Origin of the sequence: Hymenobacter ginkgonis, from assembly GCF_009755225.1 — a bacterium.
Lineage (GTDB): Bacteria > Bacteroidota > Bacteroidia > Cytophagales > Hymenobacteraceae > Hymenobacter > Hymenobacter ginkgonis.
Genome location: NZ_WQKZ01000002.1, coordinates 801,701 through 815,873, shown reverse-complemented (window position 1 = coordinate 815,873; position 14,173 = coordinate 801,701). Strand labels below are relative to the sequence as shown.

Sequence of the window (14,173 nt, the reverse complement as noted above, 5' to 3'; positions counted from 1 at the left end):
GCAAAACGAGCGGCGCCGGCTACTGGCCCAGCGCTTCGAAGTAGCGGCGGGCTAGCCGGTCGGGGGTAGGCGCGGGGGCAGCGGTGGGGGTAGGCGCGGGCAGCAGGTCGGTGAGGGCACGCTGGGCAGTGGACAGGCAACTGGCGCAGGGCTGGCGGCCGGCGCGCGCATCGGCGGCGAGTTGGCGCAGGGCGCGCAGCGCGGGCAGGTAGGCTCCCGGTTTTTGCAAAGCCAACTGCGCCAGGGCAGTACCGGCAGGCTCTAGTTGGGCAGCATCGGCGGCGCGGCCGGGCTGGCCGGCTTGGGTGGCGGCTAGCCAGCGCAGGGCGGCGCGCACGGCTGGCTGGGCGGGCGGTGCGGGCCGGTTTTCTTGCACGTGCGGGGCGGCAGCCCCTTTCAGCTCACCGGTGAGGCGCACGGTAGCCTCGGGCAGCGGGGGCTGCACAAAACCGGCTTTGCGCACGTAGGCGCGGGTTTGCTGCTGCACTTCCTTCAGCAAGCGCAGGGCGCGGTACTCGAAGGGCCGGGCGGCGGCGGGCTGGTTGGTGCGCAGGCGCAGCTCGGCGGCCCACATTTCGTCGAGCACGGCGTGGAGCTTAACCTTCACGGCAGGCTCCAGGAAGTCGGCGGTTTCGGCGTCGTCGTGCTTGTGCATGTAAGGGTCCATTAGCGCATCGGTTTCGGCCGTGGGCGAGGCGTTGCGGGCGGGTGGGGCCGCGTGGTCATGGTCGTGGTCGCCGCTGGGCTCGTTGTGGGCCGGTGCGGGGGCGGTAGCGTCCTCGGCGGTGGGAAGGGCGTCGTCGGCGGTTGGCGGGCCGGCGGTAGTGCCAAGGCCTTTTTCCGCTTCTTCGCCCAAAAACTTGCCGTAGCGCAGGCGCAGCGACTGTTGGTCGAAGCCCAACGCGTTGCACCGGTTGGTGAACTCGGCGGTGGTGAGTTTAGCCTTCTCAGCCAATAGCTTCTCCGTGTCGATAATTATCTGGCGCTCACTGCGAAAATACGCCGGCGCGGTATTCACCCCCATGCCCATATCGAGGGCGCTGGTGGCCGCGGCCGTGTCTTGCCACTGCACCAAGAAGGCGTCGGAGCGCGCTAGCTGGCCGTGGTTGTCCACGGCCCGAATGTAGAAGTACAGCTCATCGCCGTAGGTTAGGCCGAGCTTGGGCAAATTGAGTAGGCTGACTACTTCGATTTGCGGCGGCTGGCTGCCAAGGCCCGCGCTGAGGTTGCGCCGCACTTCGTGAAACTTCACGGCTTCGCCCTCGCCCTGGGCCACCGTGATGACTAGTTCGGCACTCCGCAGGCCGTAGTCGTCGTGCAGCGAAGCGCGGATGGGCACCTCGGGCCGGGTGCCGACGGCCGCAATAAGGGTATAGGCTTTAGGCGTCTGAATGCGTACCGTGGGCAATTGGTCGGGGCGCACCTCAATGGCATAGTCGTCGGAAACCTGGCCGGCGTAGCGCAGCCGGTAGAGCGTAGAAGCTGCCAGGGTTTGTTCGGTTGCAAACTCGCCCGGCTGGCCGGCCACCGGCGCCAGTGCCACACGCCGCCCGCCTATTTCGAGCACCGGCGCTGGCGCCACCACGCGGCTGGCGTGCACCCGCCAGCGCACTTGCGCCCCCAGCGGGCAGCTAAACGAAGCACCCGTTGGGGTGAAGGCTGCCAAACGGGTGTAAGCTGGCGGCACCACAACTAGCTGCACCCTATCGAGCCGGGCGGGGGGTAGGGCCGTGGGTTTGACGGCGGGGTTTGCGGGAGAAAAACGCACTGGCACGCCGGCTACCACCGGGGCGGCCCTTGGCGGCAACGCCGCAAGCATTCCGGCACCTGCCAAAAGCAAAGCGCTTAGCCACAAAGAATTTTTAAAAGATACAGGCAACTGCAAACCGCTGGCAGCGTGCAAGTGGCCTAAGCGCGCGGCTACCCGCTGCTGCTGTAGCTGGGCCAATAGATTAGGCGCCGAGGCCGAGGGCAAAAGCAGGCCCGTACTGTCTTCCAGCTCGGCAAACTGCCGGTCGAGCCGCCGCGCGACAGCCGCCGCAGTCAGTCGCCGTAAGGGCCACAGCTGCCACAGTGCTACTCCTACCACCGCCATGCAGGCCAGCGCCAGCCCAGGGCTGGCGGCAGGCCAGTACCGCGCCAGCAAGACCAGCAGCAGGCCCGCCGCCAGTGTGGGCAGCAGCACTGCCGCTACTCGCCGCTGCAGGTAGCTGCGCCCTACCCCCCGCAGGAGTTGCCGGGCGGTAGGCAGGTCGGTTTCTTCGCGAAAAGCTACGGGGTGCGTCATGCCAAGGAAGGGGGAAGTGCCGCCCGCCGCTGGGCCAGCCAGCGTTCGAGGGCAAATAAGAGCCCGGCAGCTAGCACGAGCCAGGGCCGCAGGTCGAGCAGCCGAAAACCGCCCGGCGCGCGCCCACTAATTACCGCTGCCCGCACCGGCGGTGCGGGCAGCTGCGCCGCGTCGAAGCGGCGTTGGTCGTGCGGGGCCAGGCTGGCGGCCGTAGGCGTGGGAGCCAGTAAACTCAGCAGCAACGCCGGCAGCGCCGGACTGGCGGGCAGCGCACTCCAAGCCGGGTGCAGGCGGGTAGCCAAGTAGTAAGTAGCACCCGCGCCCAGGCGTTGTTGGGTCAGTACGGCGCGGCCGCGGCTGTCCGTCCACAGGGGCTGGCCACCGGCGCGCGGCTGGCTCGCTCGCTGCCAAATGCCCAGCGGAGCCGCCGCCTCGGGCGCTACCAGCGTGGTCGTATCCGCCCGGCCAGGGCCGGTGGCCTGCTGCCACAGGTGCAGACCCCGGCGCACTTGCGCGCGCCAAACGGCCGGTACCGGCGCCTCGCTGAGCCAAAAAAGCCAGTCGGGCCGGGTAGTAGTATCGGGGGGGGTAGGAGCCACCGTGAGGTCTAGCCGAGCCGGTAGCCCAACTGCCGCTGCACGCAACGCCGCCCGGAGGTAGCGGGCATCGGCCGCCGTTCCGCCCGGCGCCACCACCCACACCCGCAGCGCCACTGGCAGCACGGGCACTGCTGGCTGGCCATTGGCAGGCAATGGCTGGAGGCTAGGCATCCCGGTCGCGTTGTAGCCCAGGGGCGCTAAATTATTCACTTGCAAGGTGGTGCCTGGGGTAGGCTGCTTCACGCTTACCCGTTGGAAAGTGAGCGTGGCCTCGTCGGAGCGGCCTACGAGCAGGTGCAGGCTGTCGGCCGCGGCCGTGGCGCTGTGCAGCCACGTTTCGGGGTGGCGGGTGGGTAGGGCTTGCCAGGTGAGGGGGCCGGTTAGCGCCGGGTGCGTGCCGCCAAAACCCGCGAGCGTGGCGGGCGTCAACACATACAACGGCTGGCCCGCGAAGGTGGCGCTGGCTTGCTGCACCCGGCTCCAATACCAAGTAGTAGTCGCCGCCGCGGCAGCATTATACGTGCTCTTACCAGCCGAATCGGCGCGCCAGTCGGCCGGCGCGACGGCCGGAAAACCCGCCGCCAGCCACCGCAGCCCGTAGCCCTGGCGGCGCAGCGAGTCGATGGTGCTGCGCACGGCCGCCAGCGAGCCCGTCCCTACCAGGGCGGGGCTTACTAGCACCTGCCCGCGGCTAGCAGGCTGCGCCTGCCGCCACGCTGGGCCGGCTATCGCCAGGGCTAGCACGGCCAGAAGCGCGGCCCGCAGCAACAGCACTAGCACTTGTTCGAGACGCAGATTGCGCAGGCGGCGGTTCGCCCCGGCGGCTAGCCAGCGCAAGCTGCCCACCGCCACCTCGCGCCCCGGCCGGCGGTTCCAGAGGTGAATGGCCAGCGGCACCAACAGGCCCAGCAAGGCAAGCAGCGCAGAAGGATTGGTGAGGGTAAGCAAGCGGCGGTACTAATGAATGATGAACTGGAAAGCGTCTGGCGAGGCGAGGCAGAATGGCGCGGCAATCCTGCCTTTTCATCTGCTCTTACGCACTGCTATTAAAGGGACTATTGCCGTGTCGTTCCGCCTCGCCCTGACGGCTGGCCTACCCCCCTCCTACCCCATCGCCTGTCGTCGTCGCAAAAACTCGCGCATGGCCCCATCCAGCGGCTCGGCGGTACTAAGCAAGTGGTAGTCGAGGCCCTGCTGGCGGGCCTGCTGGGCGGTGTCGCGCAGCCACTGCTGCAAGTGCTGCTGGTAGGCGGGGCGCTGCTGGTCGGCATCTACTTGCAGGGTTTGGCCAGTTTCGAGGTCGCGGAAGGTGATGGGGCCTTTGTAGCTAAAATTCAACTCATTGCCAGCTGCCAGGTGCAGGAGCAACACGTCGCCGCTCACGGCGCGCAAGCGGGCCAGCAAGCGGTTTATCTCCCCATCGGCTTCGTATAAGTCGCTCACGCACACGGTAAGGGCGCGCTGGCGGCGGGCAATAAGCGGCGCCAGCGTAGTAGCCTCCGGAAACGTGCCGGTAGCTTCGGTGGCTTCGAGGGTGTAGTAGAGGCGCGGCAGCTGGCGAGTATCGTCGCGGGCCGGCAGGTGCTGCAAGCCCCTGGGACTGAGAACGCTCAGGCCCACGGCGTCGCCCTGCTTCTGCGCCAGGTAGGCCAGCGCAGCCAGCATCAGCTTGGCATAGTCGAGCTTGCTGAGGCCGTTGTCGTCGCGGTGGTTCATGCTGGCGCTGGCGTCGAGCAAAAGATTCACCGTGAGGCTGGTATCTACCTCCGACTCGCGCAGGTAGTAGCGGTCCGAGCGGGCAGCCAGGCGCCAGTCGAGGCGGCGCAGGTCGTCGCCGGGCTGGTAAGGGCGGTACTGGCTGAACTCCATGCCCGCGCCGTGCCGCCGGCTGGCGTGCGCACCAGCCAAGAAGCCCTCGGCCGCCTGCTTGGCCGCGAGGGGTAGGTTGCGCAAGGCGTATAGGAGTTCGGGAGAAAGCATTTTTGAAATAAAAAACGGCTAGAAAGTCATTCCGAGTTCGCCGAAGAATCTCGCTCGTACCGTTGAACGAGTACCGCGCAAACGGCGCGGGCGAGATTCCTCGGCAGGCTCAGCATGACCGCTTTTTTATAGTTAAACAGCCACTGCTTTCAGCAGCTCGCGCACCGCATCATCAGGCGTCAGGTTCTCAGCTTCAGCGTTGAAATTCAGCAATATCCGGTGGCGCAGCACGGGTGGTGCCAGTGCCTTGATGTCGTCGAGCGTGGCGGCGAAGCGGCCTTGCAGCAGCGCCCGCGCTTTGGCACATAGAATAAGCGCCTGGCCCGCGCGGGGGCCGGCGCCCCAGCGGCCGTAGTCCTTGATAAACTTGACCTCGGAGGTGGCGGGGCGGGTAGCGCGCACCAGCCGGTTCACGAAGCTCAGCAGCTCGGGGCTGAGGCTGACTTGCCGCACCAGTTGCTGGAGTTGCCGAATATCGTCGCCACCCAGCACGGGGCGCACCTCGGCGCGGGCGGTGCCGGTGGTGCCACTCAGCACCGCCATTTCTTCCTGCTCGGTGGGGTAGCCAATGCGCACGTACAGCAAAAAGCGGTCGAGCTGCGCCTCGGGCAGGGGGTAGGTACCGCTCTGCTCAATAGGGTTTTGCGTGGCCAGCAGGAAGAACGGCTTGGGCAGCGCGTGCTCTTGCCCGGCGTACGTAACGTGGCCTTCCTGCATGGCCTCTAGCAGGGCCGCCTGGGTTTTGGGCGGCGTGCGGTTTATCTCATCGGCCAGCACCAGGCTGGCGAAAATGGGGCCGGGGTTGAACTTGAACGAGCGATGGCCCGTGCCGTGGTCTTCCTCCAGTACCTCGGTGCCGAGGATGTCGGTCGGCATCAAATCGGGCGTGAATTGGATGCGGCGAAACGGCAAGTCGATGGCCGAGGCCAGCGTGCGCACCAGCAGCGTTTTGGCCAAGCCGGGCACGCCTTCGAGCAGGGCGTGCCCGCCGGCCAGCAGCGCCACCAGCACTTCGTCGAGCACGGCTTCTTGGCCCACAATGACTTTGCCGATTTCGGCCTTCAGCGGCGGCAGCTTGGCGAGGAGCGTTTTTACGTCTTGTTCGGTCATTATACAGAGAAAAAGGCGGTCATGCTGAGCTTGCCGAAGCAGCTCTACCACGCCAGCCGGGTGTCATTCTAACAATGCGAGCAAGATGCTTCGGCAAGCTCAGCAGGACGTTCTTTTTTAATGGTTAGCTGAGAGCATACAGCAGAATATTGACCCCAAACTTGGTATTGTCCTCGGCCAGAAAGCGCTTGTTGCGGAAATCATAGTCCCACTCGCAGCCGTAGTCTTTATTAGAATACAGCACACCCAAGCGGTTCTGGATGGTGATGCCTTTGAGGTAGTCGTGCACCAGGTCGTCGCCCCAGCCATTGAGTTCGAAGCCGGTGTTGGGCGGACCGTCTTTAAACTTAAAGAACTGGTTGTAAATAGGATGCGTCTTGGGTATTTTTTGTAAAGCGCTGGCGCCGAAGCACACGCGCATTTGCTCTTCGAAGGAGCGGGCAAACAGGCCGTCGATGTCGTGGTTGCAATCGTCTACAAACACGAAGCCGCCGTTGCGCACGTACTGGGTGAAATTCTGCTTCTCAGCCGCCGAAAACTGCACCAGCCGGTGGCCGCTCAGGTAGCAAAAGGGGTAATTGAAAAGCTCGGCGCTATCGAGGGCCACCACCTTTTCCTTGGGGTTGATGGGCACCGTGGTGTACTGCACCAACGAGTGCAGCAGGTTGGCGGGCATGCGCTCGTCCACGGCATCCCAGTCGCCGGAGTGGTAGCTGAGGCGCACAAAAGTGAAGGGGGTAGGCATGCTGGCAGGCTGGCGGAACTACAGGGGGTAGCCCGAAGGAAATCAAAAAAACAAAAACGTTGCGCTAGCTGCTTAAATGAGGAGGTACCCGGTGGCAAACCCCAGCCATAACCTCAACCGAGCAGCCCACGTTTAGCGAGCGCTTATACCACCGGGGCAGCGGCAGCGTTAGTAGCATTACCCTTGGCGCTCATCTTCTTTCTACGCAAGCTTTCACCCTTTACACTCTTTAAATTATGAAGTCACTAGCTCTTTCTTTCGTCACGGCCTTGGTGCTGCTACTGGGGGTAGCCCCGCAGGCGCACGCGCAGTTTGGTATCAAAGGCGGCGTAAACTGGGCCGAGCTGCAAGGCCGCTCGGGCGAAGACGCCAGCTACAAAACCTTCTACCACGTGGGCATTCTGTACCAGGCGCATCTCATTGGGCCCCTGTCCATTCAGCCCGAAGTGCAGTACTCGGTGCAGGGCGGCAACCTCAAGGGGGCCTTTACCGACTACGACAGCAAGCTTCATTATTTCACGGTGCCGGTGCTGGCCAAAGTCACGGTAGGCCCCATTTTCGTGGAAGCTGGCCCGCAGTTTGGCTACCTCGTGAGCGCCAACCAAGACGGCAAGGTGCAGATTAGCTCGACCAACGGCTCGGCCAGCTACGGGCAGGTGAACCAGTCGGCTACCGACCAATACAAGCGAACCGAGTTTAGCCTGGCTGCGGGGGCGGGCCTCAAGTTCAGCGCGTTGTCCATCGGGGGCCGCTACGTGGCGGGCCTCAACGACATCAACGACGTAAAAACCTTGAGTGGCATCAACGACCCGCGCCTGAAAAACCGCGTGTTTCAGCTGTACGCGTCCCTTCAGTTTGGCAAGTAGGGGTAGGCATTAGAAGAACGTCATGCTGACGCAAGGAAGCCTCTTGGTCGCTTCGTTTAACGAAAAAAACGAACCTGTCGAGATGCTTCACTCTGTTCAGCATGACGTTCTTTTTGTGCTTAAGCCAAGCTATACCGCGTCGGAGAGGCTGGTGAAGGTGAAGTCCCGGATTTTGAGTGGGGGCACCAGGTTGCCGGCCAGGCGCACGGGGCGGCCGATGGCTTCCAGGTTGTTGAGCATGATAATCGGGCTTTCGTTGAAACGGAAGTTCTTGACCGGAAACTTGATAGCACCGTTTTCGATGTAGAACGTTCCGTCGCGCGTGAGGCCAGTGTAGAGCAGCGTTTGCGGGTCAACGGGGCGGATGTACCACAGGCGCGTCACCAAAATACCTTTGGCCGTGCCCTTGATGAGGTCGGCGGTGCTTTGGGTGCCGCCTTCCATGATGAAGCCGCCGGGGTTGGGCAGGTCGGGGATGCCGTTTTTCTGCGCCCAGAAGCGGGTAGAATACAGGTTTTTTACTACCCCCTTCTCAATCCAGGTGGTGCGCTGCTGCGGGCGGCCGTCGCCGGCAAACGTAATGTCGGGCACTTCAGCGTTGGTGGGGTCCGAGTAAATCGTCACGCGCTCATCAAACAGCTTTTCGCCCTTGCGGTTGCCGCCGCCCTTCTTGCTCAAAAAGCTGCGGCCTTCGTCGGCCGCGCGGGCGTCAAACGAGCGCATGAGCGCACCCAGCAGCGAGGCATCGGAGCCCGAAACCAGCGCGTTGGGCTCCAGAATAACGGTGTACTTGCCCGGCTCGATGGCCTTTGCGCCCAGCGACGACGAGGCCTTGCCGGCCGCTACGGCCGTGAGGCGCGCCGCGTCGAAGCTCTTGATATCGGTGAAATCGGTGGCCGCGTAACCCGAGCCTTTGCCGTCGGGCGTACGCACCGTAATGCTGAAATCGAGGTTGGTGGTGCGCTGATAGGCTTCGAGGCCCTTCGAATTGCGCTTGGCCCGGAAGCCGGTCTGGTCGTTTAGGAAGCCCGCCGACGACAGTTTTTTGCTGTCGCAGTACTGCATGCTGGCCGCCATTTGCTGGGCGCGGTAGTCGGGGGTGATGGCCGCCGTGCTGGCCGCGTACGACTGCGGCGAGGCCAGGTAGGTTTGCGGGCCGAGCAGCGGCATGTGCTCGGGGCTGTCGGGGGCGAGGCGCGCGATTTCTTCGGCGCGCTGCACGCAGCGGCGCAGGGTAGCTTCGTCGAACTGGTTGCAGGTAGCTACCCCCTGCTTTTTACCGAAGTACGACGTCACGGCCAGCGACACGTTATCGACCGCGCCGGCCGTGCTGATGGAGTTGCGCGCCGAGCGCACGTTGCCTTCCAGGCTGCCGGTCAGGTCGGCCTCACACTCGTCGGCGGTGCTGTAGCTGAGGACTTTTTTTAGAATATCCTGCGCCTCGGTTTGAGAAAGAATTGCCATTATACTTGCTTGATTGCTAAGAATTAACCGATTTTACGCGCCGTGTTAATCACGTTCACGCCGTTGAAGCGCGAGGTGGCCGAGCCGTGGCTCACGGCTGAGCTTTGCGAAGGCTGACCTTTGCCGTCGTTGAAGAAGCCGGCGAAGCGGTAGTCCGACGCATCGCAGCTACCAGCGCACGAGCCCCAAAACTCCAGCGTGTTGGTCTGGTAGGCCACGTCTTCGAGCATCTCCGTGATTTTACCTTTCTCGATGGCGTAGAATACCTGCCCGCCAAACTGCGAGTTATAACGCTGCTGGTCAATGGAGAAAGAGCCATTGCCGGCAATGTAGATGCCTTTGTCAACCTTGCTCACCAGCTCGTCCACGCTCATTTTAGTGGCGCTGGGGCGCAGGCTCACGTTGGGCATGCGCTGGAACTGCACATCCTGCCACGACTGCGAGTAGCAGCAGCCGTCCGACTCCTTCTGGCCCACGATGTGGGCCTGGTCGCGGATTTTCTCGTAGTTGACGAGCTTGCCCTGGTCGATGAGCGTCCACTCCTTGGTTTTCACGCCCTCGTCGTCGTAGCCCACGGCGCCCATCGAATTGGGTTGCAGCTTATCGGCCACAATGGTCACGGCTTTTGAACCGTAGGGAATGCCCTTGGCTTTCCACTCCATCGTGGCGAAGCTGGTGCCAGCAAAATTGGCCTCGTAGCCCAGCACGCGGTCGAGCTCCAACGGGTGGCCCACGCTCTCGTGGATGGTCAGGCCCAAGTGGTGCGGGTCGAGCACCAGGTCGTACTTGCCGGGCGTCACAGACTTAGCATTTAGCTTGAGCTTTACCTGCTTAGCGGCGCGGGCGGCATCCTCCAAGATGTCGTAGCTGTTTTTGTAGCCAATCACATCCGAGCCCGCCGGGCCGGCTACCTTATCGGTCGCTTTGGGGGTAAGGTACTCGTAACCCATGCCCATGGGCACGCTCAGCGCCTGGCGCGAGCGGAACTTGCCGCTAGCCCGGTCGATGGCCGTAACGGAAAAAGTGGGCCAAATGCGGTGAATATCCTGGTCGATGTAGGAGCCGTCGGTGCTGGCAAAATACTTCTGCTCATTTACTTGAAACAGCGCCGAGTTGACGAACGACGCGCCGTTGTCGGTGGCGGCGGCGTTAGCGGCCAGCAAAATCTCGACTTTTTGCGCAATGGGCACCTCAAACGCATTCTGCTGAATAGGTGCCTTCCAGCTTACCTCGCCGTAGCCTTTTTGTGCGGCCAGTTGCACGGGCTCTTTTTGCACCTTCGCGTTGGCTTTGGCGATGGCCACGGCCTGCTGGGCTGCCTTGGCAATGCCTTTATCCGACACGTCGTTGGTAGCTGCAAAGCCCCAGGTACCGCTCGCAATCACGCGCACGCCCACCCCGAAGCTCTCGGTGCTGGCGATGTTCTGGACCTGCTTTTCGCGGGTGAAAATGCCCTGGTTGAGGTAGCGGCCAATGCGCACGTCGGCGTAGGTGGCGCCGGCCGATTTGGCCGCGTTCAGGGCCACGTCGGCAAAGCGCTTTTTGGCGGCTACATCCAGGCCGGGCTCCAGCAAACGGGCGGGGTCTACGAGGATGCCGCCCAAACTAGGAAAGCTAGGCAGCAGCAGGGCCCCAGCCCCCAGGCCGGTAAGTCCTACAAAGTCGCGTCTGTTCAAAAGGAGAAGGGGTAAGAGTTAATAAATAGGAGGAGCTTGAAGTGGCAAGATGGCAAGTTTTTCAGGAAAAAAGACTAGACCCATCTGAAAGAGTTGCATGGCCTATCCCCCTCCTACTAGGGTAAAGAAAGAAAAATGACGTACTTCCGAAGGGGCTATCACCAGCTGAAATACTTTTTTTCCTTCCTACCCCCTATTTTTCGGAGGGGGCAAGGCATTTGCTTTCTTATCGCCTACTCCCTACTGACTGGCCACTGAGTGGGGAGAGAACAGCCCTACCCAATCTTGCGCGCCGTGTTAATCACGTTGACCGCGTTGAAGCGCGAGGTGGCCGAGCCGTGGCTCACGGCCGATACCTGCGAAGGCTGGCCCTTGCCGTCGAAGAACGAGCCGAAGAGGCGGTAATCCGACTGGTCGCACACGGCCACGCACGAATTCCAGAACTCCTGGGTATTGGCTTGGTAGGCCACATCGTCGAGCATCTCCGTGATTTTACCTTTCTCGATGGCGTAAAAAACCTGCCCACCAAACTGAAAGTTATAGCGCTGCTGATCAATGGAATACGACCCACGCCCGGCAATGTAGATGCCTTTGTCAACCTTGCTTATCAGCTCGTCCACGCTCAGCTTGGCGGCGCCGGGGTGCAGGCTCACGTTGGGCATGCGCTGAAACTGCACCGTACCCCATGAATCAGCATAGCAGCAGCCATCCGACTCCTTCTGGCCCACGATGTGGGCCTGGTCGCGGATTTTCTCGTAGTTGACGAGCTTGCCTTGGTCAATCAGCGTCCACTCTTTTGTTTTCACGCCCTCGTCGTCGTAGCCCACGGCGCCCAGCGAGCCGGGTTGCAGCTTGTCGGCCACGATGGTTACCTGCTTCGAGCCATAGGGAATATTCTTCGCCTTCCAGGCCAAATCGGCGAAGCTGGTGCCGGCGTAGTTGGCCTCGTAGCCGAGCACACGGTCGAGCTCCAGCGGGTGGCCGATACTCTCGTGGATGGTCAGGCCCAAGTGGTTAGGGTCGAGCACCAGGTCATACTTGCCCGCCACTACCGACTTGGCGCTGAGCTTCGCTTTCGCTTGGCGGGCGGCCAACGCCGCGTCTTCGAGGATATCGTAGCTGTTGCGGTAGCCGATAAGGCCGGTGCCGGCGGGGCCGGCTACCTTGTCGGCCGCTTGGGGGGTAAGGTACTCGTAGCCCAGGCCCATGGGCGAGCTCAGCGCGTCGCGCGTCTTAAACTTGCCACTGGCGCGGTCGATGGCCGTGACCGAAAAAGTGGGCCAGATGCGGTGAATATCTTGGTCGATGTACGAACCATCGGTGCTGGCAAAGTATTTCTGCTCATTGATTTGGAACAGGGAAGAATTAACAAAATTCGCCCCGTTCTCCAGCGCCTTGGCATTGGCCGCCAGCAGCAAGTCCGCCTTTTGGGCCACGGGTACCTCGAAGGCGTTTTGCTTGATGGGCGTCTTCCAGCTCACCTCGCCGAAGCCCTTTTGCGGGGCTAGCTGCACGGGCTCTTTCTGGGTTTTGGCGTTGGCCTTGGCCATGGCAACGGCTAGCTGGGTAGCTTTGACGATGCCCTTGTCGGTCACGTCGTTGGTGGCGCCGAAGCCCCAGCTACCGTTGGCAATCACGCGCACACCGGCCCCGAAGCTCTCGCCGCTGGCGATGTTCTGAACCTGCTTTTCGCGGGTGAAAATGCTTTGGTTGAGGTAGCGGCCAATGCGTACGTCGGCGTAGGTGGCGCCGGCCGATTTGGCCGCGTTCAAGGCCACGTCGGCGAGGCGCTTTTTGGCAGCTACATCTAGGCCGGGCTCCAGCAAACGGGCGGGGTCTACGAGGCTACCGCCAAAACCGGGAAAATGGGGCAGGAGCAAAGCCCCCGTGGCCAGGCCGGTGAGGCCTACAAAGTCGCGTCTGTTCAAAGCAAGAAGGAAGTAAAAAGAACCAAAGAAGCCGGATACCAAGCGGCAAGATGGCCGCTATTTTCTAAATAGACCCGCCTACCCCCCGCACGTTGCAACGCGACCCAGCTTAGCCTTTCTCCCGAATGAGCTTGAAAAACGCCTCGCGGTAGGTTTCGCCTACCGTAATGCTTTCGGAGCCCACGTGCAGCGTGTGGCCCTCCACCATGCGCAGGTGGTCGAGCGAGATGATGTACGACTTGTGCACCCGCACAAAGGGCGGCTGCGGCAGCTGCGCCTCCAGGTCGCGCAGGGTTTGGTAAGTGACCACGCGCTGGCCAGCCGCGTAAATAGAAACGTAATTTTTGAGCCCCTCAATATACAGAATATCAGCGTAGTTAATCTTGAGATACTTATTCTTACTGTCGCCCTTTACGAAGAGATAATCGGCCGCTGCTGGCGTGCCTGGCGCGGGCACGGAGGGTAGGGCGGCCACGGGCGCGGGCGCCGGTAGCAGTGCCTGCGCCTTCTGCACGGCCCGCAAAAACCGGTCGAAGGCAATGGGCTTGAGCAGGTAATCGACTACGTCGTGCTCGTAGCCTTCGAGGGCGTATTCGGGGTAGGCGGTGGTGAGCACCACTTTGCAGCGCGGGCCGCAGATTTTGAGAAATTGCAGGCCCGTGAGCTCGGGCATCTGGATGTCGAGAAACACGAGGTCGGCGCGGCCTTCCTGCACCCATTGCAGGGCTTCGAGCGGGTTGGTGGTGGTGCCGGCCAGCGCCAGGTTCGGGATTTTGTGGATGTAGCTGGCGAGCAGCCGGGTAGCGTAAGCTTCGTCGTCGACGGCAATGCAGCGCAACATAGGGGGTAGCAAAGTGAGGCGGAAATGTACGTAGCCCACCCCACCGCCCGCAAAATTCCGGCTTTTTGGCCAGTTGAGGGCCAAGCGGTTGCGAAACATCAGGCGACGCCTTGTATATTTCTAGCCTACTCTGCCCTCCCCACCCGAACTCCCGGTTTCATGAAAGTAAACCAGTACCTGATGCTCGCCGCGCTTAGCTTGCTGGCCATGAGCAATAGCTGCAAGAAAGAAGAGGAAATAACGCCCTGCACCGCTGCTACGGAGGTCGAAACGGCCCAAATTACCAGCCTCAAACCGACTATTACCGAGCCGGTGCCCTACGTGGGGCAAACCAACGAGTACATCATCAACTCGGCCGCCGAGTACCAGGAGGTGTTTGCCGGTATTCTGCCGCCCGTCGATTTTACCAATTACACCCTGCTGGCCGGCAAAACCCGGCTGCCCAGCCGCGGCCACGTGCTGGCGCAGCAAGTGGTGCAAACCTGCCTGGGCTACACCTACACCGTGCAGCTAGAAGCCGACGCGCAGCCGGTAGCGGCCAATGTGGTGTACTACGTGCTGGTACCCAAAATAGGGCCAGGCACAAAAGTAGTTTTCGACATTAAGCTGCCGCCACTGGCCGCCAAAAGCTAGGCCCTGAGCAGCTTACAGCTTTGCGCAGGGGGTAGCCCCTACCC

11 protein-coding genes are annotated in these 14,173 nt (G+C 62.3%); 2 read left to right on the top strand and 9 right to left on the bottom strand.

Annotation, left to right across the window (positions count from 1 at the left end):
• Positions 1-19: 19 nt before the first annotated feature.
• The 5 genes from GO988_RS09310 to GO988_RS09290 all read right to left on the bottom strand — a co-directional run bounded on the left by GO988_RS09310 (position 20) and on the right by GO988_RS09290 (position 6,721).
• Positions 20-2,287: a DUF4175 family protein gene (locus GO988_RS09310; RefSeq protein WP_157564493.1), complete on the bottom strand. Its 2,268-nt coding sequence runs from the start codon at positions 2,285-2,287 to the stop codon at positions 20-22.
• On the bottom strand, positions 2,284-3,834 hold the full coding sequence (locus GO988_RS09305) for a BatA domain-containing protein (RefSeq protein WP_157564491.1): 1,551 nt from the start codon (positions 3,832-3,834) through the stop codon (positions 2,284-2,286). Before GO988_RS09305 ends, GO988_RS09310 begins: the two co-directional genes overlap by 4 nt.
• Before the next feature lie 156 nt (positions 3,835-3,990).
• Positions 3,991-4,866, bottom strand: coding sequence for a DUF58 domain-containing protein (locus GO988_RS09300; RefSeq protein ID WP_157564489.1), 876 nt, complete (start codon positions 4,864-4,866; stop codon positions 3,991-3,993).
• 132 nt (positions 4,867-4,998) lie between these two features.
• Complete coding sequence (locus GO988_RS09295) at positions 4,999-5,976, bottom strand: AAA family ATPase (protein ID WP_157564487.1); 978 nt, start codon at positions 5,974-5,976, stop codon at positions 4,999-5,001.
• Between the two features lie 124 nt (positions 5,977-6,100).
• Positions 6,101-6,721 (bottom strand): DUF4159 domain-containing protein, encoded by a 621-nt coding sequence (locus tag GO988_RS09290; RefSeq protein WP_157564485.1) that lies wholly within the window; start codon positions 6,719-6,721, stop codon positions 6,101-6,103.
• 236 nt (positions 6,722-6,957) lie between these two features.
• On the opposite strand from GO988_RS09290, the gene GO988_RS09285 reads away from it, so the two are divergent.
• The gene (locus tag GO988_RS09285) at positions 6,958-7,587 is read left to right on the top strand and encodes a porin family protein (RefSeq protein ID WP_157564483.1); all 630 of its coding nucleotides are present in this window, start codon (positions 6,958-6,960) and stop codon (positions 7,585-7,587) included.
• A gap of 129 nt (positions 7,588-7,716) precedes the next feature.
• On the opposite strand, the gene GO988_RS09280 is transcribed toward GO988_RS09285, so the two are convergent.
• From GO988_RS09280 to GO988_RS09265, 4 genes are all read right to left on the bottom strand, one after another.
• The gene (locus GO988_RS09280; RefSeq protein WP_157564481.1) at positions 7,717-9,051 is read right to left on the bottom strand and encodes a TldD/PmbA family protein; all 1,335 of its coding nucleotides are present in this window, start codon (positions 9,049-9,051) and stop codon (positions 7,717-7,719) included.
• A gap of 23 nt (positions 9,052-9,074) precedes the next feature.
• Positions 9,075-10,727 (bottom strand): TldD/PmbA family protein, encoded by a 1,653-nt coding sequence (locus GO988_RS09275; protein ID WP_157564479.1) that lies wholly within the window; start codon positions 10,725-10,727, stop codon positions 9,075-9,077.
• A 275-nt stretch (positions 10,728-11,002) separates the two neighbouring features.
• On the bottom strand, positions 11,003-12,655 hold the full coding sequence (locus tag GO988_RS09270) for a TldD/PmbA family protein (protein ID WP_157564477.1): 1,653 nt from the start codon (positions 12,653-12,655) through the stop codon (positions 11,003-11,005).
• Between the two features lie 109 nt (positions 12,656-12,764).
• The gene (locus GO988_RS09265; RefSeq protein WP_157564475.1) at positions 12,765-13,496 is read right to left on the bottom strand and encodes a LytR/AlgR family response regulator transcription factor; all 732 of its coding nucleotides are present in this window, start codon (positions 13,494-13,496) and stop codon (positions 12,765-12,767) included.
• A 159-nt stretch (positions 13,497-13,655) separates the two neighbouring features.
• On the opposite strand from GO988_RS09265, the gene GO988_RS09260 reads away from it, so the two are divergent.
• A complete protein-coding gene (locus GO988_RS09260) occupies positions 13,656-14,129 on the top strand; it encodes a hypothetical protein (RefSeq protein WP_157564473.1) in 474 nt (157 codons plus the stop codon).
• Positions 14,130-14,173: the final 44 nt, after the last annotated feature.

Excerpts from the sequence above, each read along its gene's own strand:
- GO988_RS09285 (WP_157564483.1), top strand. The coding sequence starts at position 6,958 with ATGAAGTCACTAGCTCTTTCTTTCGTCACGGCCTTGGTGCTGCTACTG.
- GO988_RS09300 (WP_157564489.1), bottom strand. The coding sequence starts at position 4,866 with ATGCTTTCTCCCGAACTCCTATACGCCTTGCGCAACCTACCCCTCGCG.
- GO988_RS09310 (WP_157564493.1), bottom strand. The coding sequence starts at position 2,287 with ATGACGCACCCCGTAGCTTTTCGCGAAGAAACCGACCTGCCTACCGCC.
- GO988_RS09295 (WP_157564487.1), bottom strand. The coding sequence starts at position 5,976 with ATGACCGAACAAGACGTAAAAACGCTCCTCGCCAAGCTGCCGCCGCTG.
- GO988_RS09260 (WP_157564473.1), top strand. The coding sequence starts at position 13,656 with ATGAAAGTAAACCAGTACCTGATGCTCGCCGCGCTTAGCTTGCTGGCC.
- GO988_RS09265 (WP_157564475.1), bottom strand. The coding sequence starts at position 13,496 with ATGTTGCGCTGCATTGCCGTCGACGACGAAGCTTACGCTACCCGGCTG.
- GO988_RS09290 (WP_157564485.1), bottom strand. The coding sequence starts at position 6,721 with ATGCCTACCCCCTTCACTTTTGTGCGCCTCAGCTACCACTCCGGCGAC.
- GO988_RS09280 (WP_157564481.1), bottom strand. The coding sequence starts at position 9,051 with ATGGCAATTCTTTCTCAAACCGAGGCGCAGGATATTCTAAAAAAAGTC.